The following is a 22,354-nucleotide window of genomic DNA, read 5'->3' as shown; positions in this document are numbered from 1 at the left end:
GTATATGAAGAAAAGAATATTAATTTTATCTCTTGTAGTTGCTAGTCTGAGTGTTTTATTTACTGGATGTAAAGACTATCTAGACTCAGACTACTTGTTTGATGAACGTATGACCATGGAAGATATCTTTAGTAATAAAGACTATACGAATAGATGGTTGGCAGAGTGTTATGCCTATCTCGGCAATAACCACATGCAGGATATATGTAGTAAAAATAATGTGCCGTTTAATTTTGCTGATGATATGTACTATGGTGATGGTGGTTATGAAAACTGGAAATATGGAAGGTACGATGAAACCGGTTTAAAAAATAATAGTGATTTGATTTGGCACATGGCTTATAAGTCAATTCGTCAAGCTGCTGTGTTCCTTAATTATATTGATATGAATACGGAATTTACAGACGAAGAGCGTGCTGACTTAAAAGCGCAGGCTCGTTTTTTGAGAGCTTATTATTACTGGATTCTGTTTCGTACGTTTGGTCCGGTTCCCATTGTACCGGATGAAGGTGTGGATTACACTGTGGACTACGATCAAATGGCTTATCCGAGAAATACGTATGAAGAGTGTGCTACTTACATTGCCAATGAACTGAAGAATGCGGCTGCGTCATTACCGATGGCTCGTGGTATACAAGATTTTGCTCGTCCTACTCGTGGAGCTGCATTGGCACTTCGTGCACGTGCATTACTTTATGCAGCTAGCCCATTGGCCAATGGAGGTGCTCCCGCAGAAGTACAAACAGCTATGGTGGACAGACAGGGTAATTCGTTGCTTTCGGACACCAAGGATGAAAGTAAATGGGCGAGAGCTGCTGCAGCAGCGAAAGACGTCATGGACTTGAACCAATACAAATTGTATGTGGCTTATAAAAAAGCGGCTGGTAATGATCCTATCGCTTATCCGGCGACGTTGGAACCACAATCTGATCCGGACAATCATTTTGATGAAAAAAAATGGCCGGAAGGATATATGGATATAGATCCATTTGAGTCATATCGTTCTGTATTCAACGGTGCCATTCTTGCTAGTCAGAATCCGGAACTAATCTTTACGCGTGGACAAAATCAAGGCGGAGAGGGTATAAATATTATGGTAATTCATCAGATGCCTCGTTATGATGGTGGTGGATATAATACGCATGGAATGACCCAGAAACAATGTGATGCTTACTACATGAAAGATGGGGAAGACTGTGATGGCATGAATAGCATGTATGCTGGAAGAGAAGGGTATATTGATCCTATGAGGTATAATATGCGGGGACGTAATACTGATCTTGTAGAAAAAGGAGAACTTGCTGACTATCCTGAGCTGGGACCATTGGGAGTAGGAGTTTGTAAACAGTATGTAGGTCGTGAACCACGTTTCTATGCTTCTGTGGCCTATAATGGTGCAACCTGGAACCTATTGAAAGCTAACTCAGACGATAATAAAGGAGAAAGAACGAATGTACAGGCTTTTTATTACCGAGACAGCCCTGACGGTTACAAACAAACCACTTATTGGTTACGCAGTGGAATTGGTATAAAAAAATATGTGCATCCTGATGACATCTCCCATACGGAAGAAAATGCTTATGAAACCAAATATCTGAGATCTAAGGTTACTCCGGATATCCGTTATGCGGAAATCCTGTTAATTTATGCGGAGGCAATAAATGAACTGACCAGATCTCATGAAGTGATTTCATGGGATGGTCGTACTTATACCATTAAACGAGACATCGAAGAGTTGAAGAAAGGTATCCAGCCGATTCGTATTCGTGCTGGTATTCCTGATTACAAAGCTGATATTTATGAAGATCAGGTGAAGTTTCGTATTAAGTTGAAACGTGAACGCCAGATTGAGTTGTTTGCTGAGGGGCAACGTTATTTTGATTTACGTCGTTGGTGTGATGCTCCGGCTGAGGAATCTACTCCAATTTATGGCTGCAATGTATACTGTACCAAAGCAGCGGCTGCAAGTTTCCATACTCCGGTAGAAGTACCTTCTTTGAGAAATATCTTTTCTCTTAAGATGTGGTTCTGGCCAATTAACCCTACTGAACTGAGACGTAACAAGAATTTGAGTCAAAATCCGGGATGGAGAGATCCGGAATAATCTTATAAATTAAGTATGAATATGAAAAAAATATATTATCTTTTTCTAATAATGATGGCAGGAGTGTGCTGCGCATCGTGTAACAACGAATGGGAGGATGAACAATTCCTGCAATTGGTGTCATTGAAAGCAGAGCCAAATAGTGATGGTGTGACTCCGGTTTATGTTCGTTATAAACCGGGTGGAGTGGTGTCATATAATCTTCCTTTGCTCCTTAGCGGATCGACCATGAATACTCATAACTGTGTTGTACACATTGCCGTCGATGAGGATACATTGAAAACTCTGAATAAGGAACGTTATGGTGAGATGGATAAGATTTATTATGAAATGCTGACGCCTGAATATCGTAGTTTTCCTGAAACAGTGGAAATTCCTGCCGGAGAATGTAGTGCTTTATTGCCTATCAGTTTTACATTGGGAGGACAAAATGGAGAGAATCCACTTGATTTATCGGACAAATACATATTGCCTTTGACGATTGTGGACGATTTGTCATACAACTATCAGGCCAATCCGCGTAAACACTATCGGAAAGCATTATTGAACGTGATTCCATTTAATGATTATTCTGGTACTTATGCTAGTACACAATGTAAAATTACTGATCAGGATAAAGGTACATTTACAGTGACTGAACGTAAAAGTTATGTATATGATGATAATACTATCTTTATATATGCAGGAATGAGGGATGTGGATTATTTGGACCGTAAGTTTTATAAAGTGTTTATTGAATTTACTGATGAGAAAATTGATCTTCAGAAGAAGAAACTGAGGCTTTGGAGTGATAATGATGATAAAGTTTCGGGCAATGCTTTTGAGCTGGGATCTAACCAATCTTATTATACGATAGAGGAACAGTATGATGTGACTAAACCGTATCTAAAGCATATCTACTATACACTTTATATTGATTATAAGTTCGTGGATTATCATACTAGCCCTGGACAACGTTTGCCATATACAGTGCAGGGAACTTTGTCTATGCAGCGTGACCTCAATACATTGATTCCTGATGAAGATCAGCAGATTGAATGGGATTAATAGTGGTTTAAATTAAATCAGTAAGAGGTTGTCAAGACTCTTTTTGATGCAACCTCTTCTACTCTATGTCCAATTATACTGATTGATATACAATAACTATATCATATTCATTTTTTTTTGAGATGATAACTGGTATATTCATTATTATATTTACTTTTGTGAGCTATGAATTTTTGGACGGTTTTGCAGAGTATTCTTTATTTGTGGAATAAAGACAATATTTATAAAAAATAGAATGCGGCAATAAACCTTCATACGTATAGTTAATCAAAAGGAAATACTTAATCAATATCAATGAACAAATTATGGTAACACGAAGAGACTTTCTTAAGACAATGACAATGGCTTCCGCCGGTCTGGCACTTGGAAGCGGTGAAGCGTTGAACGCCCAGAACCTAACGTCCAACAGAGGTAAAAACGGCAAAGTGAAGATCGCCTATATCGGTATCGGAAACCGCGGTGAACAAATCATCGGCGATTTTGCACGTACCGGTATGGTGGAAGTAGTAGCATTGTGTGATGTGGACATGGGAGCCAAACATACTCAAAAGGTAATTGGTATGTATCCCAAAGCAAAGCAGTTCAGAGACTTCCGTCAGATGTTCGACAAGGCAGGAAATGAATTTGATGCTGTGGCAATCGCTGTTCCCGACCACTCCCACTTTCCTATCAGTATGCTGGCTCTGGCCTCAGGCAAACATGTATATGTGGAAAAACCACTGGCACGTACATTTTATGAAGCCGAACTGTTGATGCAGGCTGCATTGAAGCGTCCTAACTTGGCAACTCAAGTCGGTAATCAGGGACATTCGGAAGCGAATTACTTCCAATTTAAAGCGTGGATGGACGCAGGAATTATTAAAGACGTTACTGCCGTGTCCGCACACATGAATAATGTTCGCCGTTGGCACAAGTGGGATACTAACATTTATAAGCTCCCTTCCGGACAACAATTACCCAAGGATATGGACTGGGATACATGGCTGGGAGCGGTTCCTTATCATGAATATAATGAAAAGTATCATCAAGGTGAATGGCGTTGCTGGTATGACTTCGGTATGGGTGCCTTGGGTGACTGGGGAGCACATATTCTGGACACGGTTCATGAGTTCCTGGAATTGGGATTGCCTTATGAAATTACCTTGACTCACCAGGAAGGCCATAATGATTACTTCTTCCCTTATTCTTCCACCATCCTTTTCCGTTTCCCTGCCCGCAAGGGAATGCCACCGGTAGATATCACCTGGTATGACGGTTTGGACAACCTTCCTCCTATTCCGGCGGGTTATGGCGTTTCCGGTCTGGATCCGAATATCCCTACAACGAACCAGGGAACTGCTCCGGCTGCTAAATTGAATCCCGGAAAGATTATCTATACGAAGGATTTGATCTTTAAGGGTGGTAGTCATGGCAGTACATTGTCGATCATTCCTGAGGAAAAGGCAAAGGAAATGGCTGATAAATTACCGGAAGTACCGAAAAGTCCTTCAAACCACTTTGAGAACTTCTTACTTGCCTGTCAGGGGGTTGAGAAAACGCGTTCACCGTTTGAAATCAATGGGGTGTTGAGCCAGGTATTCTCATTGGGAGTAATGGCGCAACGTTTGAATACACAGTTATTCTTTGACCCTCGTACAAAACAGATTACTAACAATGAATTTGCCAATTCGATGTTGGCGGGATTACCACCGCGTAAAGGATGGGATGAATTTTATAAGTTGTAAATGTTGAATTGAAAGACCTATTCTATATCTTTTTTGAATACCATATTTTGATATTCTCTAAAGATATAGAATAGTATAATCTATGTAATATGTGTAAAAAAGACAGAATATAATAGTTTTGGATGATATACACTAGATGTAAAATTTAAGATAGGGATATAAAGATTACCAACAGATTGGTTGGAGTCGATTCGAAGTGTCGTTTATTTATCTGGATAAAATATACAATCACTATCCATGTTTATGTTTGAAAGTGAGTAATCACAATACTCATATAATTACCTTTATTCCTTGAATAGTGGAATGAAGTATCGATAAAATCCTAAATCAGACAAGCATGAATTTCGTGATTATTGAGTAACGAGATCATAAATATAATATTGGGAGGAAAATATTTTTCTTTCAATACTAAACTTATACTCTTTCTGATAATATTTATATCCCTATTGATTAATAAATAAAAATCTATCATTATGCTAAAGAAGATATTTATACTATTATCTTTTTTTCCTTTTCAATTGCTTTTGGCTCAATCTAGTCAATTGACTGATTTCCCGGAAGGTTACACTCCGGAAGAAGTTGGTAAACGTTTAGCCTACCGTTTTGTAGATGGTAAACACGCACTGCATGCCGGTAAATGGATTAGTTATCCGGAGACTTTTAACTGGAACGGTGCCCTTCAATTGGCTAAAATAACCAAGGACAAAAAGCTCTTCAAACTCCTGGAAAATAAATTCGAGCCTTTGTTTACCACGGAAAAGAAGTTGCTACCTATTATGAATCATGTCGATTTGAATATGTTCGGAAGCCTGCCTCTGAACCTGTATCAGATGACAAAGAAAAAGAAGTACCTGAAACTGGGACTGCCTTATGCTGATACTCAATGGAAGGTTCCTGAGAATGCGAAACCTTCGGAAAAGGAATGGGCCGGCAAAGGCTACTCCTGGCAGACACGTCTTTGGATTGACGATATGTATATGATTACCATCGTACAGACTCAGGCTTACAAGGTAACCAAAGATCGCAAGTACCTTGACCGTGCAGCCAAAGAAATGGTACTTTATCTGGATGAGCTGCAACGTCCCAACGGCTTGTTCTATCATGCTCCCGATGTACCATTTTACTGGGGACGCGGTAACGGCTGGATGGCTGCCGGTATGACCGAGTTACTACGTAACCTCCCTAAAAATCATCCAAACCGCGAACGCATTATGCAGGGATATCACACCATGATGAAAAGCCTGCTGGATTACCAAACCTCAAGCGGTATGTGGAACCAATTGATTGACCAGCCTGACTGCTGGGCCGAGACTTCCGGATCTGCCATGTTTACTTTTGCTTTTATTGTAGGTGTGAAGAATGGCTGGCTGGATGCAGAGGTATACGGTCCTGCTGCACGTAAAGCATGGATGGCTTTGGTGTCCTATATTAATGATAAGGGGGCTGTGAGAGAAGTATGTGTCGGAACAAACAAGAAGAATAGTAAGCAGTACTACTATGACCGTCCCCGCAATACGGGGGATTATCATGGACAAGCTCCTTATCTGTGGTGTACAGTTGCACTACTGGAAAAGTAAGTCGAATAACTTAATTAATTATTAAAAACAAGAAATTAAACATGTACAAGATATTAAAACATCTCTTTCTCCTATTCCTAATTTTCTTATGTTCACCATTTGTTTCAGGTCAGAGCCATACCAATGTCTCCCATTCTCCTGAACGTCTCCTGCTTGATTCAGAGATCACCCATGGAGGAAACTATCAATGGAAAATGATTAAAGCAGGCGATGTGAACGCATCCGGCGAGACAATCTCCCAACCGGATCTCCATACTTCAGAGTGGATGCCAGCCATCGTTCCGGGAACTGTCCTGAACTCCTTGGTATACAATAAGAAATACCCCGAACCCTATTACGGAATCAACAACAAGCTGGAATCTAAGCTGATTCCCGACATCTCGGAAACAGGACGCGATTTCTACACCTACTGGTTTCGCACAGAATTCACTGTCCCCGAATCCTTCAAGGGAAAAACCATCTGGCTTCAACTCGACGGAATTAACTACCGGGCGGAAGTATGGGTGAATGGAAATCTGCTCAGTACTATTCATGGCATGTTTATGCAGGATTACATCAACGTGTCGGAATTCGTCAAGATAGGCAAGAAAAACGCGCTCGCCATTAAAGTATATCCCGTCGATGTTCCCGGTAGTGCCAAGCCCAAAACATGGGGAGCCGTAGGTGAATTCCATAATGGTGGAAACGGCAATATCGGTCTGAACACCACCATGCTGATGACAGTGGGATGGGATTTTACCTTCATGGACGGTATTCGTGACCGTAACACCGGTATTTGGAGAAACATATCCCTTTATACAACAGGCAAAGTAGCCCTTCGCCACCCCTTCGTCAAATCCGAACTGCGGAAGCCCGGCTATGACCAGGCACGCGAGTCTGTGTCGGTGGAAGTAGTTAATCCCTCGAACAGCTACAGCGGAATAAACTGCACAGTAAAAGGCGAAATCCTTGGTGAAAACATTACTTTTGAGAAATCACTCCGAATTCTGCGTGGAGAGGAAAAGGTGCTGACCTTCACTCCCGAAGAATTTCCCCAACTGGTGATCAACTCACCCCGTTTGTGGTGGCCTGTTAATAAAGGACCCCAGAACCTGTATGATTTAAAACTGACTGTATCCGTTGACGGAGTAGTCTGTGACTCTGTAAAAACAAGATTCGGTATACGTGAAATCACTTCCGATACAAACACACCCGATAAATCCCGCGTATTTTATGTCAATGGCAAACGCTTGTTTATCCGTGGAACCAATTGGATTCCGGAAGCCATGCTGCGAACTTCTGATGAACGTACCTATGCCGAACTGAGGTATACCCGCCAGTCCGGTGTAAATCTGGTGAGAATGTGGGGAGGCGGCATTGCCGAATCTGATTATTTCTTCCAGTTGTGTGACGAATTAGGTTTGTTGGTATGGCAGGAATTCTGGATGACAGGTGATACGAAACATCCCCAGGATAAAGGTTCGTATTTGGCCAATGTCACTTCGACGGTAAAACGTATCCGTAACCATCCTTCACTGGCCTATTACGTGGCATCCAATGAAAGCTCCGAGGTGACAGGTACTCCTGAATTGTTGATGGAACTGGATGGAACCAGAGGTTACCAGATGCAATCCGAGTGTGCTGGTGTACACGACGGAAGCCCTTATAAACAAGTGAACCCGATGCAACATTATGAAAATACGGCTTCTCCCCGCGGCAGTCGTGTAGATGGCTTTAATCCTGAGTATGGAGCCCCGACACTTCCTACGGTAGAAATCCTTCGTGAGATGATGGATGAGAAAGACCTCTGGCCTATTAACAAGAAGGTGTGGGATTATCTGGACGGGAATGGTTTCCATTTGATGACTACCCTTTATACAGATCTGGTCAATCAATACGGTGAATCTTTATCTATTGATGAGTTTGCCCGCAACGGACAATTGTTGGGTGCCATTAACTCTAAGAGCATCTGGGAGGTATGGAACTACAACAAGCTGGATTACGGTGACCGTTTTTGTTCGGGTCTACTGTTCTGGTATCATAACTGCTCGATGCGTCAGGTGGCTTCCCGTATGTGGGACTGGTCTTTGGAGCCGACGGCATCGCTTTATCATACAGCCAACTCGTTGGAGCCGTTGCATGCACAGTTTGATTACTTGAAAAATACCGTATCGGTAGTGAATGACTTTTACCGGGATTTCAATGACTATAAAGTAGTGGCACAGGTCTATGATATCGACAGTCGGAAAGTATTGGAAGAATCTGCTATAGTGAATCTTCCTGAGGACGGAGTCGCGAATGATGTACTGACGATCCGTTTCCCAGAGAATATATCCCAGGTTCATTTTATCAAGCTGACCCTGAAGGATGAAAAGGGGAAAGAAGTTTCTTCGAACTTCTACTGGCGTTCTAAGGATAAATATGAGGGAAAGACCACGTTGACAGGACCTGCCACTTCGGGTTTCAAACAATTGGGTGATCTCAAGTCTGCCAGAGTGAAGCTGTCATATAAGGTTAGGGAAGAGGGAAACCGTTACTTTGTGGATGTGGTTCTGAAGAACAGCTCCAACCGCATTGCTTTCTTCAATCAGCTGCAATTCTTGAATTCGAAAATGAGTCCGATCCGTCCATCATTCTATACGGATAACTTCTTTACGTTGATGCCTAAAGAGAATAAGGTGGTAACCATTGAGACGGGTAAGGAGAAACTAGGAGAAGGTGTAATGTTGGTTCTGAAGGGATGGAATACAGAGAGCCAAGAGTATAAACTGAAATAATAGGGACAAGAATAGTAATTTAGAATAAAAATTAAAACAAGCGTATAAAGTGAGAAGACTCTACACACTTAGTATCTTATTACTACTCAGCTGGGGAATATCTGCGCAGAATAGCTATGACCTGGTAATTGTCGGTGGAAATCCCGGGGGTATAATGGCGGCAATTGCCGCCGCCCGAGAAGGTAAAACTTCAGTAATCCTGGAACGTACCAGCCATGTGGGTGGCCTTCCGGTCAATGGATTGGGGGCAACGGATATTGCTACTCGTCAAGCAACTACAGGGTTATTCTCAGAGTTTACATCAAGAGTAAAACAATACTATATCGACCGATATGGAGATAAATCACAACAGGTGAAAGACTGTAGTGATGGCTTTCATTTTGAACCTTTAGTTGCAGCCCATGTCTACAAACAGATGTTGGAAGAACACAAAGACAAGATCAATGTGTTTTTGCTGCGGCAGTTTGATGCGGAAGACAAAAATATCTCACTTAGAGACGGACATATCGAAAGTATCCGCATATTGAACCGGGAAACAGGACAGAACGAAACATACTTCGGTAAAATCTTTATAGACGCTACTTATGAAGGAGATTTAGGTGCTGCTGCCGGGGTTCCATTCCGCGTAGGTAGGGAGAGTCGTGAGGAATTTGGAGAACCGGGAGCCGGACGTACTTATGAATACTGGAAAAGCTTACCTGCAGAAGGTAGTACGGGACAGGCGGATAACGCAGTACAGGCATATAATTATCGACTTTGCCTGACTGATGATCCTGCGAAACGTATTGCTTTCCCCAAACCGAAATCTTATAATCGGAAAGAATACGTATCACTCATAGAAGATGTATGGACTGGGCGAAATACGCAGCGTGTGATGGCAGAAGTGACAGACGAAATGATGGAAGAAAATCGCCGTCACATAGCTGGAGGAAACCGTAGTAAATTACCTGGAGACAGCTGGGGAATCTGGAAACTGAGTAGCTTAGTTAAACTCCCCAACCGAAAGGCAGACGGGAATAACCAACATGCTGCATTCCTTTCTACTGATCTTCCCGAAGAAAATTGGCCTTGGCCTACTTCCTCTTGGGAATGGAGAGATAAATTTGCTGAACGTCTAAGGGATTATACATTAGGGTTGTTCTGGTTTGCACAGAATGACAGCGAGCTTCCTGAACATTTTCGCAAAGAGATATCACAGTGGGGACTTGCGAAAGATGAGTATGAGGATAATGGATATTTTCCTCGTCAAGTATATGTCCGTGAAGGCCGCCGATTTGAAGGGGTGTATTTTTTTACGGCCAAAGATGCGTTGCCAGTGTCACCGGGTAAACGTCCGCCCCTGCATTCAGGCAGTGTGACCGCCAGTCATTATGCACTTGATTCACATGCTGCCCGTAAGCGGGAAACTGGACGAGTCCACTTGGATGGATTTATTAGCTATCCTACTGCTGTATATACAGTTCCTTTGGGTGTTATTCTGCCCCGCAAGGTGGATAACCTGTTATTGCCAGTACCTGTATCTGGTTCACACATCGGCTTTTCTACATTACGTATGGAACCTTGCTGGATGGCTTTAGGACAGGCAGCAGGAATTACAGCTTCTCTTGCTATAGATCGGAAGACCTCAGTACGTGCGGTTGATATAGCTATTTTGCAAGACATCCTTATCAGAGAAAAGGCAACGTTGATCTATTATCGTGATGTACGCCCGGAAGATAAAGATTTTCCTATGGTGCAATATCTGGGATTAAGAGGGTATTTGAACGAATGGGATGCCGACTTACAAAAGGTGGTCGATGAGGCTACACTAAGAAACTGGGAGAAACTTTGTGGCTTTAAACTGAAAGCAATTTCAGGAAAGACTTTAAGAGGAGAAACGTTGAAAGAAATATTCAACATACGCCAGTGATTCTCTGAAATCCTGGTGGGGCATTATTAAACTGTTTGTGGAGTATTAATGGTCTATATCTTAACTATTAATAGTATACATCTCAGTTATTAATACTTTATAGTTCAACTATTAACAACCAATAATAGACTATGAATATGCTCAAAATAAGCTATTTATAATGAAATGATTGGATGCGCTTATGAAAGTTTAATTAGATATATAAGCGAATTCAAAAGCGTAATTTTATTTATTGATAAACTAAAAGACAAAATGAAATTAAGACTCTTAACTTGTTTGGCAATAGGACTATTCTTATGTGGATTCTCCACGTTGCCTTCTTCAATTGTTTCAAGTGAAAAACAATCTGAAAAGTGGGTGATAGGGCCATTTTTGCGCCCTGAAAAAGGTAATCCGGTCATTTCCCCACAACCGACAGCTTTTGATTGTCCAATGCAAGAACAAAAAATCAAATGGGAAGAAAGTGATACTTTTAATCCGGCAGCTACTGTAAAAGATGGAAAGATTGTTGTACTCTATCGGGCAGAAGACAACTCTGCACAGGGGATAGGAAAAAGAACATCCCGTATTGGATATGCCGAAAGTACAAACGGAATAACAATGTCAAGATTGAAGGCACCAGTACTCTTTCCTGCTGAAGATGAATTTAAAAGTATTGAGTGTCCGGGTGGTTGTGAAGACCCTCGTGTAGCGATGACTAAAGATGGATTGTATGTAATGCTTTATACAGCGTGGAACCGTCAAACTCCCCGCCTTGCCGTTGCTACCTCCAGAGATTTGAAGAACTGGACCAAACATGGGCTTGCTTTTGAAAAAGCTTATGATGGTCGGTTTGCTAAGATTGCAAGTAAATCGGCTTCTATTCTTACAAAAGTGAATGATGGAAAAATAGTCATTGATAAAGTAGATGGTAAATACTTTATGTATTGGGGCGAATATGCTGTTTATGCTGCCACGTCTGAAAATCTGGTGGATTGGTATCCGGTATTGGATGAAAATAATCAATTAAAGAAACTGGCTAGACCACGTAAAGGATACTTTGACAGTCAGATGACAGAATGTGGTCCTCCGGCTATTCGGACGAAGTATGGTATTGTTTTAATGTATAATGGTAAAAATGATAAAAAAAACGGAGATCCAAACTATCCGGGAGGTGCTTATTGTGCCGGACAAATGCTATTTGACAACAAAGATCCTTATAAACTTTTAGATCGTTTGGATAAACCTTTCTTTGTTCCCGAAGCTTCTTTTGAGAAAAGCGGCCAATACAAGGATGGAACAGTCTTTATCGAAGGATTGGCTTACTTTAAAAAGAAATTATATCTTTATTATGGATGTGCCGACTCAAAAGTTGCAGTATCTGTGTGCGATAATGTAAAGAACTTATTGAAAATAGACTGATATAATTTCCTATAGTTAATTAAGTTTGCACAGTTTGTCAAAGAGTATCCGGATGGTATCTCATTGAGTTTTCTGATGGACGTTTTTCTGCATACTTCTGTGAAACGTTTTTTCAAGAAGGACAAATACTGGGGAAAGTATAGTTGCTGCACTCATTTTCAAATAGGGGGATATAATGTAAGACTGCAGAATATTTTCCTAAAAGGAAAATAAACGTAGAAACGTAAATCACTACTTTTTTATAGAATAATAGGGGGAAATATCAGGTGATGGATATTTTCTCCTTGTTTTTAGTTAGTTTGAATAGATTTTTTCCTTTGTTGGTCAGAATATTGCGTTTTAAATGAATTTTCTTTCTTAACTTTGGCACCACAAATAAGGGTATTAAATTCTTTAATATCGTTTGCGTACACGAAAATACATATATAGATAATAACAACCAAATTTAGTACCAACAGGATTAGTGTTAATTCTACAAATTAGAAAAGATTGTATATGAAAAAGAATATTTTACTGGCTTTACTTTTGTTCTGTGCCGCTTCTTTGACAGCACAGAATTGGGAACCTCTTTTTAATGGTAAGAACCTGAAAGGGTGGAAGAGGCTGAACGGTACAGTTGAGTATAAAGTTGTAGATGGTGCCATTGTAGGTATTTCTAAAATGGGAACCAATAACACATTTCTTGCTACGACAAAAAACTATGGAGATTTTATTCTTGAATTTGATTTCAAAGTAGATGATGGTTTGAACTCTGGTGTACGATTTCGTAGTGAAAGTACAAAAGATTACCAGAAAGGACGCGTACATGGTTATCAATTCGAAATCGATCCATCTAAAAGTGCATGCTCAGGTGGCATTTATGATGAAGCACGTCGTAGTTGGCTGTATCCTTAAACTAAGAATCCGTGTACGTAAACAGTTTTTAAAAACAATGCTTGGAACAAAGTTCGTATTGAAGCTGTTGGAAATTCGATTCGTACTTGGATCAATGGGGTACCTTATGCTAACCTCTGGGATGATAAGACTCCTGAAGGATTTATTGCTTTGAAAGTACATGCTATCGGTAATGCTGCTGATGAAGGAGGTGATATAGAAATCTTTGTAAGATGCACAGAAACTGAAACGGATGATTATAACTATGTAGTTAAAAATTTAAGCTATCCTCCCAGTGAAAACACAGTAGATGTAGCCTTTTATATGACTGACTTTTATTTTAATAACAATGATCTATTAAAGTACAAGCACGATTTGCTCAATAAACGTAACAATTAATATTATTTATCTTAAAAAAAATGTATTATGAAAAAGAAGACAAAAAGTAATGTTTGGCACATCCAATGGATGTTGTTAGTATTTGTCGCTCTTTGCTTCACTGGTTGCAAAGGCGACAATAAGGTTGCATCAGAAGTAAATGCGATACCTAATACTATTTCTCCGAGTGAAGCCAAAGACGGTTGGGTATTGCTGTGGGATGGTAAGACTACTAACGGGTGGAGAGGAGCAAAACTTTCTACTTTCCCGGAAAAAGGTTGGAAAATTGAAGATGGTATCCTGAAAGTGATGAAGAGTGGTGGAGCGGAATCAGCTAATGGTGGTGATATCGTGACTACACGTAAATATAAGAATTTTATTTTAACTGTAGATTTCAAGATTACTGAAGGTGCTAATAGTGGAATTAAATACTTCGTTAATCCGGATATGAATAAAGGAGAAGGTTCTGCCATTGGTTGCGAATTCCAGATTCTTGATGACGACAAACATCCTGACGCTAAACTAGGTGTGAAGGGTAACAGAAAACTTGGTTCACTGTATGACCTGATTCCGGCTCCGGTTGAAAAACCTTTTAAAAAAGGAGAGTTTAATACGGCTACTATTATTGTAAAAGATAACCATGTTGAACATTGGTTGAATGGCGTTAAGCTTATCGAATACGATCGTAACAATGATATGTGGAATGCATTGGTGGCTTACAGTAAATACAAAAACTGGCCGAACTTCGGAAATTTTGAAGAAGGAAATATTCTTCTGCAAGATCATGGAGATGAAGTATGGTTCAAGAATGTGAAGATTAAAGAACTGAAATAAGAAATAAAATGTCCACCTTGCTTTTGAAGAAAGGTGGACATTTTACACAAAGCCCTTGTCATGTGTCGTTCTTTTCAACATTTATATAGACAATCTTCTGATGGTGACAGTTTACTCTATGCTTGGTTTCCGTCTATGCATACCCGGGTAGATATTATTTTATCCAGTCAGTACTCAGAAGATAAATTATTGTTGGTCATTGCAACTATACAGGATATATTGCGGCAATTAGAAAAGACTGCCAATTATTATGATGCGGATAGCGAACTTGCACAGATCAACCAAACAGCCTCTTTACATCCTGTGAAACTCAGTTCATCTCTTTATGAAATGATTTATTTATGTCTGGAATATCACAGGAAAACTTTGGGTTGTTTTGATGTCACTGTCCATTCTGAACATTATACCCGAAATACGATACAATCGGTACAATTGTCTGCCGAAGACCAGACTGTATTTTTTCAGAAAAAGGGAACAACCATAAATTTATCCGGTTTCCTGAAAGGATATGCTTTGGAGCGGATTAGAGGGATATTGGAAAGTTATGCAATAAGAAATGCATTAATAAATATGGGAAATAGTTCGATATTGGCAATAGGAAACCACCCTAATGGTAAAGGGTGGAAAGTTGATTTTGACAAGCGACTTCATATAGGAAAAGACAGTGAGAATAATGCTTTGATATTATTTGATGAATGTCTCACAACTTCAGGAAATGACTCTGCTGAGCGCAAACATTTAATTTCTCCTCACAGTGGTAAATTGGTAGAAGGTTGTAAGCAATTAGCGGTAGTGACAACTAATGGAGCTATTGGAGAAATATTTTCTACCAGTCTATTTGTTGCTGATGAAGAACTGCGTGCATTATTAATTGATCGTTTTCATTTGAAGACAGTCATTGAGTTATAGGCGATATTGTTGTATTTTGAGTACATTTTGTTGCTTAGTAGAATGAGATTGAGCATTTGATCCTAATTTCTCAATCATCGGTTTATATTTTATCCTGTTTCTATTTATTTTTATTTTCATTTGTATCATTGATACATAAATTAATTTTTTATGAAAACCAAATCTTTGTTGTTAGGACTCTTTTGCTGTTGTTGTATTTCAGCAGAAGCGCAAGTGTTATTGAATAAAGGGGCAGGGAAAAATAGTTTTCCTATTGTTTCGCCATCCTCAAAGGCTGTTGTTTGTGTTGATGGAAAAGATGAAATAGTGGTACGTAAGAGTGTTTCTTTATTTGTAGAAGATGTGAATCGTGTGGCGGGTCAGACATTGGAAATTGCAGAAAAGGAACCGGGTGATGTATCAGCACGTTACGCTATTATTGTAGGTACTATTGGTGAAAGTGAATGGATCAACAAATTAGCTGCTCGAAATAAGATTGACACTACATCCATAGCAGGGGGATGGGAAAGATATTTGATAGAGAAGGTTAGCAATCCTGTACCAGGTATCAAAAATGCAATTGTAATTGCTGGTAGTGACAGACGTGGTACAGCTTATGGACTTCTTTCTATTTCCAGAGCGATAGGTGTCTCTCCTTGGTATTGGTGGGCCGATGCTCCGGTAAAACAACTTAAACAGTTGAATGTAAACGTCAATAAGTATATTTCGAACGAACCGACAGTAAAGTTCAGAGGTATCTTTATCAATGACGAAGATTGGGGACTTTATAAATGGTCAAAAGAGAATTTTGAAAAAGAACGTGGAAACTTCGGCCCCAGAACATATGCAAAGGTTTGTGAGTTGTTATTACGTCTTCAAGCCAATTACTTATGTCCCGCCATGCACGATGCGTCGATGGCATTTCATCGGATTCCGGAAAACAGATTAGTAGCGGATAGTTTTGCTATTGTCATGGGATCGTCACATTGCGAACCATTGCTGTTTAATACAGCTAGTGAGTGGAAACGTGATAAAATGGGTGAATGGGACTATATCAATAACAAAACAGGTGTAGATAAAGTCTTGAAATCACGTGTTGAAGAATGTGCTCCTTTTGAAAATGTATATACATTGGCTTTACGTGGTTTGCATGATAAAGCAATGAATGCCAGCAATGATATGTCCGATAGAAAGAAGATGCTTCAGGAAGCACTAATGGCGCAGAGACAAATGCTGGTCGATGTCATTGGCAAACGTGCAGAAGATATTCCTCAAGCTTTTACCCCTTACAAGGAAGTATTGGATGTATATGATGAGGGGTTGGAACTTCCGGATGATGTGACTATTATCTGGCCGGATGACAATTACGGCTATATGAAACGTTTGAGTAGTCCGAAAGAACAGAAGCGTTCCGGACGTTCCGGCGTATATTACCATTCTTCTTATCTAGGTAAACCTCATGATCACCTTTGGATGAATACGGTTTCACCTACTTTAATGTATGAAGAGCTGCGTAAAGCTTATGATATGACAGCCGACCGTATCTGGTTACTTAATGCCGGTGATATTAAATCTTGTGAATTTGCAGTAGACTATTTTCTGACAATGGCTTTTGATATCAACGCCTTCAATTTTGAAAGAGCAGCCAATTACCGTACCGAATGGTTGTGTGGTATGTTAGGAGATGAATATCGGGAAGAATATCAAGATGTGATTAACTCTTTCTACAAGTTAGCCTTTGAGCGTAAACCGGAGTTTATGGGGTGGGGCTATCAATGGGCAACAGACAAACATGGGAATGAACGGAATACAGATACCGACTTCTCATTTACAAATTACCGGGAAGCAGATATTCGCTTGGCCGAATATACACGTATTGGGTCTATTGTTGAGAAGATACTGAATCAATTGTCGGATGACCACCAAAAAGCCTGTTTCTATCAGTTGTTATATTATCCGGTAAAAGGCTGTGAGTTACTTAATCAGATGGTTTTGAATGGTCAGAAAAATCGTTGGTATTCCATTCAGCAGAGAGCGGCTACCGGATTCTTGGCAAATAAGACAAAGGTATGTTATGATAGCCTGCAAATAATTACGGACGGATATAACTCTTTGTTAGGTGGTAAATGGAACCATATGATGACCATGAAACAAGGTTTTGCCTCCTCTTATTTCAAACTTCCGGAATTGCGCACAGTTTCATTGGAAAATAATGCATCTTTGGGAGTGATGGCGGAAGAGGAAGATATATTAAAAGGGTTGAAAAGTTTCCACTCATTACCAGCTTTTAATACCTACTTACGCCGTTCATATTATGTAGACGTTTTCAATAAAGGTACGGCACCGTTAAAATGGCAGGCAAATGTTTCAAACGATTGGATTGTATTGAATAAGAAAACTGGTGAGACAGCTACTGAAGAACGTATTGATGTATCAATCGATTGGACAAAAGTACCTGTAGGCGAAAGAGTGTTGGGGACATTGGAAATCTCGTCTGCCAACGGCGAAAAAGAAAATGTTTACGTTTCAGTATTCAATCCTTCCTCACCTTCGCTGGCGGAGATGGATACCCTGTTCGTTGAGCATAACGGCTATGTCTCAATAGATGCAGCAAGTTTTCATCGCAAAGTGGAGAATAAAGATATCAAGATGATAACAATTCCTAATCTGGGTGTTGAAAATACAGCTATCCAATTAGGTAACCCAGTGGCTCCACCACAGCGGACAGCAGGACGTAGTACCCCACGATTAGAATATGATTTTTACACTTTCGAACAAGGTTCTGTAGATGTTTATACGTATGTCCTGCCAACATTCGTCCTATGTAAAGACAGAGGATATGCTGGACATGAAGCAACGAATGTCGAAACAAAATATGGTGTATGTATCGACGAAGGTCCTGTGATGAATCCATCCACTTCTTCTTTTGAGTATGCACAACTTTGGTATGAAAGCGTATTGAAAAATTGTAGAATAAATAAAACCACTCTGCATATAGATAAGCCTGGTAAACATACGGTAAAAATTATTTGCGGAGATGCAGGAACAGTTATTCAAAAGATTGTTTTGGACTTTGGTGGAATGAAACGTTCTTATATGGGACCACGACCTACAAGGAATAAATAAGTTTCTTAAAAATAGAAGCTGTAATTAAAAAGAATATTTTGCATTGTACTGGATAAATTCAAGAGTGGACTTATCCGGTACAATGCATTTGGAATATATAATGGTCTGTATTTTTCCTTTATTGAATAATAATTTTTGTATTATGTAAGGTGTAATGCCTATATTTGTACTATTGAAAATAAATTAAATATCTAATATTTATGAATTCTAAATTATTACTTCTACCGGCCGCACTGACACTAGCCGGAAATTTCGTCGCAAAAGACAAAAATAAGAGGACCGACAAGCGTCCGAATATTCTAGTGATTCTTGCGGATGATTTAGGTTATTCTGATTTAGGATGTTATGGTAGTGAGATTCACACTCCCAATTTGGACAAGCTGGCACAGCAAGGTGTTCGTTTCAATCATTTCTATAATGCTAGTCGTAGTTGCCCGACTCGTGCTTCTTTATTAACCGGACTTTACCAACATCAGGCGGGTATCGGTCGTATGACGTTTGATGACAATTTACCGGGGTATCGGGGTACGCTTTCGCGTAATGCAGTCACCATTGCGGAAGTTCTGAAAGGAGTAGGATATACCACCAGTATGGTAGGTAAATGGCATATTGCCGAAACCCCCTTGCGTAAAGACCAACGGGAATGGTTGGCACATCATGTATTTCATGATACTTTCTCTGACTTATGCCATTATCCGGTGAATCGAGGTTTTGACACTCATTATGGAACCATTTATGGAGTGGTGGATTACTTTGATCCGTTTAGCCTGGTAGAAGGTGAAGAACCTATAAAAGAAGTACCGGATGGATATTATATCACTCAGGCTCTTTCGGACCGTGCTGTGAAAGAAGTGAACGAATATGCAAAAGAAAACAAACCATTTTTTATGTATCTGGCTTATACGGCACCTCACTGGCCACTTCATGCTTTGCCTGAAGATATTGAGAAGTATAAAGATACTTATAAAGTAGGTTGGGAAGCCATTCGTAATGCTCGTTACGAACGGCAAAAACAATTGGGAATATTTCCTGGAATGGATAACTTCTTATCTGATCGTCAATTTCAAGATAAGTGGGAAAACAATCCGACTGCAGAGTGGGATGCTCGTGCCATGGCGGTCCATGCAGCGATGATTGATCGTATGGACCAAGGAATTGGTCAAGTGATTGACGCTTTAGAACGTACCGGACAGTTGGATAACACATTGATCTTATTTCTTTCCGATAACGGATGTAGTAATGAGCTCTGCCAGAATTATTCCCCGGGTGAAAATGACCGTCCTGATATGACTCGCAAAGGAGAGGTGATGGTATATCCACATAACAAAGAAGTATTGCCTGGTCCGGAAACTACCTATGCGTCGTTAGGAGCTCGTTGGGCTAATGTAGCCAATACTCCTTTCCGTTTCTGGAAAGCTAAGTCTTATGAAGGTGGTATTTGTACTCCTATGATTGCACATTGGCCAAAAGGAATCAAAAAAAATGTGGGTGGAATGACATCTGAAATCGGTCATGTAATGGATATTATGGCAACTTGTATTGATTTGGCAGATGCAAGCTATCCGGAAAAGTATAAAGGTCATGATATTATACCAATGGAAGGTAAGAGCCTTCTGCCTATCTTTAAGAGCGGTCATCGTGAAGGACATGACTACCTTGGTTTTGAACATTTCAATGAACGCGCTTTTCTTTCCAATGATGGCTGGAAGATTGTCCGCCCTGGAGAAAAAGCGAAATGGGAATTGTATAACCTGAATGAGGATCGTAGTGAACAACACAATCTTGCTAACAAATACCCTGAAAAGGTAACAGAAATGGTAAAAGCTTATGAAGCATGGGCGAAGCGTTGTATGGTAGAACCTTATCCGGGGCAGAATAAATAATCTCACTAAGTTATTGGTAAATTGCATATGAACAATATATCTTTTTCTCTGGCAGCAGCGGTAACTTCTGTCAGTATTTCTGCTATCGCGCAACAGACGAAAACTCCGAATGTCGTATTGATTATGACTGACCAGCAACGTGCTGATCTTTGTGGAAGAGAGGGCTTCCCAATGGACATAACACCTTATGTTGATTCGTTAGCTCATCAAAACACTTGGTTTGATAAAGCTTATACTGTGGCACCTGCGAGTTCTCCTGCTCGCTGCTCTATGTTTACGGGACGTTTCCCGTCGGCTACCCACGTACGTACCAATCATAATGTATTGGATGTCTATTATCAAAAAGATATGGTTCATGTGTTTAAAGAAAAAGGATATAAAACAGCACTTGTCGGCAAGAATCATTCTTATCTGAAACCAACCGATATGGATCATTGGATTGAATACGGACATTGGGGGAAGTCTGTGAAGAACAAGACAGAAGGCGAAAAGAAGCTGGCCAACTTCCTCGATAAGGATGCACGCGGACAATGGTTGGAACCTTCTCCGATTCCTTTGGAACAACAACAGCCTGTTACAATTGTAAATGAAGCATTAGACTGGATCAAGGCACAAGAAAATCCTTTTTTTATTTGGGTGTCTTTCCCGGAACCTCATAATCCTTATCAAGTATGTGAACCTTATTATTCAATGTTTGCGCCGGAGAAATTACCTCAACCCCGTACCAGTCGTAAGGATTTAGCGCGTAAAAGTGAAAAATATCAGATATTAGCAGAATTGGAAGACGGTTCTTGCCCTGACTTGCAAAAAGATCTTCCCAGGTTAAGAGGTAATTATATGGGAATGATACGACTGATAGATGATCAAGTGAAGCGATTAATTGAAACTCTGAAAGCTGAGGGGAAATATGAAAACACAATTTTCATTATTCTTTCTGACCATGGTGACTATTGTGGTGAATATGGGCTGATCCGTAAAGGAGCCGGAACTCCTGAGTCTTTGACACGTATTCCGATGGTGTGGGCTGGCGCAGGTATTTCTAAACAGCAAAAGCCAATGGAAGCTCATGTTTCTATTGCTGATATTTTCCCGACTCTTTGTACTGCTATTGGAGCCGATATTCCGGTGGGAGTGCAGGGACGTAGTTTATGGCCTATGCTTACAGGAAAAAGTTATCCGAAAAGAGAGTTTTCAAGTATGATAGTAGAACAAGGATTCGGAGGAGAAGACTTTACTCGAGAAGAGCCTTTGTCATTTCAAAAAGAAGGTGCTTTTACGCCGAATAAGATAGCTCACTTTGATGAACTGAATACCTGGACACAAAGCGGAACACAACGCATGGTGCGCAAGGGAGATTGGAAGCTGATTTTGGATAATTATGGAAGAGGTGAATTGTATAATCTGAAAAAAGATCCATCTGAAATCAATAATCTGTTTGATAACAAAAAATATGTAGCTAAACAATCAGAACTACTTCAGGAGGCTTTGACATGGAATCTGAGATTACAAGATCCGTTACCTGTTCCCAGACATCGGTATTCTTTTAAACAGAATCCATACAATTATCATTTCATAGATTAATGTTGTAACGTGAGATATGTCAGCAGCATACTCATACCGGATACTGTTACCGTTGGCAAAGGTTACCTCATCAGGCAAATTTAAAAGATTATATCCGATTTTACTAATATCCTTGTTTAAATCTTTAGTCAGATTGCCATTTTTATCATAAGTGTATTCCGTTGTCTGGTTACTGCCGTCTTTAAACTCCGTACCATTCCCATAGACAGAGTTTGTTGCCGCATCCTTGACTGCCTGCAACCGGTTACCGTTATACGTCAAAGCCAGATGATC

Annotated in this window: 11 protein-coding genes and 3 pseudogenes; 13 read left to right on the top strand and 1 reads right to left on the bottom strand. The window is 40.1% G+C overall.

Features of this window, described 5'->3' with window-relative positions; translation table 11 throughout:
- The first annotated feature begins 4 nt into the window (after positions 1-4).
- The 13 genes and pseudogenes from CZ225_RS00070 to CZ225_RS00010 all read left to right on the top strand — a co-directional run bounded on the left by CZ225_RS00070 (position 5) and on the right by CZ225_RS00010 (position 22,081).
- On the top strand, positions 5-2,104 hold the full coding sequence (locus tag CZ225_RS00070) for a RagB/SusD family nutrient uptake outer membrane protein (RefSeq protein ID WP_077152525.1): 2,100 nt from the start codon (positions 5-7) through the stop codon (positions 2,102-2,104).
- Between the two features lie 21 nt (positions 2,105-2,125).
- Positions 2,126-3,151, top strand: a complete 1,026-nt coding sequence (locus CZ225_RS00065) for a DUF4973 domain-containing protein (protein ID WP_077155607.1) — start codon at positions 2,126-2,128, stop codon at positions 3,149-3,151.
- 305 nt (positions 3,152-3,456) lie between these two features.
- A complete protein-coding gene (locus tag CZ225_RS00060; protein ID WP_077152524.1) occupies positions 3,457-4,875 on the top strand; it encodes a Gfo/Idh/MocA family oxidoreductase in 1,419 nt (472 codons plus the stop codon).
- A 473-nt stretch (positions 4,876-5,348) separates the two neighbouring features.
- The gene (locus CZ225_RS00055; protein ID WP_077152523.1) at positions 5,349-6,452 is read left to right on the top strand and encodes a glycoside hydrolase family 88/105 protein; all 1,104 of its coding nucleotides are present in this window, start codon (positions 5,349-5,351) and stop codon (positions 6,450-6,452) included.
- A 41-nt stretch (positions 6,453-6,493) separates the two neighbouring features.
- Entirely contained in the window at positions 6,494-9,208 is a 2,715-nt protein-coding gene (locus CZ225_RS00050) for a glycoside hydrolase family 2 protein (RefSeq protein WP_077152522.1), read from the top strand.
- Positions 9,209-9,257: 49 nt separating this feature from the next.
- The gene (locus CZ225_RS00045; RefSeq protein ID WP_077152521.1) at positions 9,258-11,117 is read left to right on the top strand and encodes an FAD-dependent oxidoreductase; all 1,860 of its coding nucleotides are present in this window, start codon (positions 9,258-9,260) and stop codon (positions 11,115-11,117) included.
- A gap of 252 nt (positions 11,118-11,369) precedes the next feature.
- On the top strand, positions 11,370-12,518 hold the full coding sequence (locus tag CZ225_RS00040; protein WP_077155606.1) for a glycoside hydrolase family 130 protein: 1,149 nt from the start codon (positions 11,370-11,372) through the stop codon (positions 12,516-12,518).
- Between the two features lie 495 nt (positions 12,519-13,013).
- Positions 13,014-13,652 (top strand): annotated as a pseudogene (locus CZ225_RS00035) (3-keto-disaccharide hydrolase); the annotation flags it as partial.
- A gap of 258 nt (positions 13,653-13,910) precedes the next feature.
- Positions 13,911-14,603: pseudogene (locus CZ225_RS00030) on the top strand (3-keto-disaccharide hydrolase); the annotation flags it as partial.
- A 60-nt stretch (positions 14,604-14,663) separates the two neighbouring features.
- On the top strand, positions 14,664-15,512 hold the full coding sequence (locus tag CZ225_RS00025; RefSeq protein ID WP_077152519.1) for an FAD:protein FMN transferase: 849 nt from the start codon (positions 14,664-14,666) through the stop codon (positions 15,510-15,512).
- Positions 15,513-15,662: 150 nt separating this feature from the next.
- Positions 15,663-18,617 (top strand): glycosyl hydrolase 115 family protein, encoded by a 2,955-nt coding sequence (locus tag CZ225_RS00020; RefSeq protein WP_077152518.1) that lies wholly within the window; start codon positions 15,663-15,665, stop codon positions 18,615-18,617.
- Between the two features lie 200 nt (positions 18,618-18,817).
- Positions 18,818-20,500 (top strand): arylsulfatase, encoded by a 1,683-nt coding sequence (locus CZ225_RS00015; RefSeq protein WP_077152517.1) that lies wholly within the window; start codon positions 18,818-18,820, stop codon positions 20,498-20,500.
- Between the two features lie 27 nt (positions 20,501-20,527).
- Positions 20,528-22,081 carry a sulfatase family protein gene (locus CZ225_RS00010; RefSeq protein ID WP_077152516.1) on the top strand — a complete coding sequence of 518 codons (1,554 nt, stop codon included), beginning with the start codon at positions 20,528-20,530 and terminating at the stop codon, positions 22,079-22,081.
- Here CZ225_RS00010 and CZ225_RS00005 read toward each other — a convergent pair.
- Positions 22,016-22,354 (bottom strand): annotated as a pseudogene (locus CZ225_RS00005) (hypothetical protein); the annotation flags it as partial. The gene CZ225_RS00010 and the pseudogene CZ225_RS00005 sit on opposite strands and share 66 nt — an antisense overlap.

The organism is Bacteroides bouchesdurhonensis, from assembly GCF_900155865.1.
In the GTDB taxonomy this organism is placed as follows: domain Bacteria; phylum Bacteroidota; class Bacteroidia; order Bacteroidales; family Bacteroidaceae; genus Bacteroides; species Bacteroides bouchesdurhonensis.
This window is presented reverse-complemented; position numbering and strand designations above follow the sequence as displayed.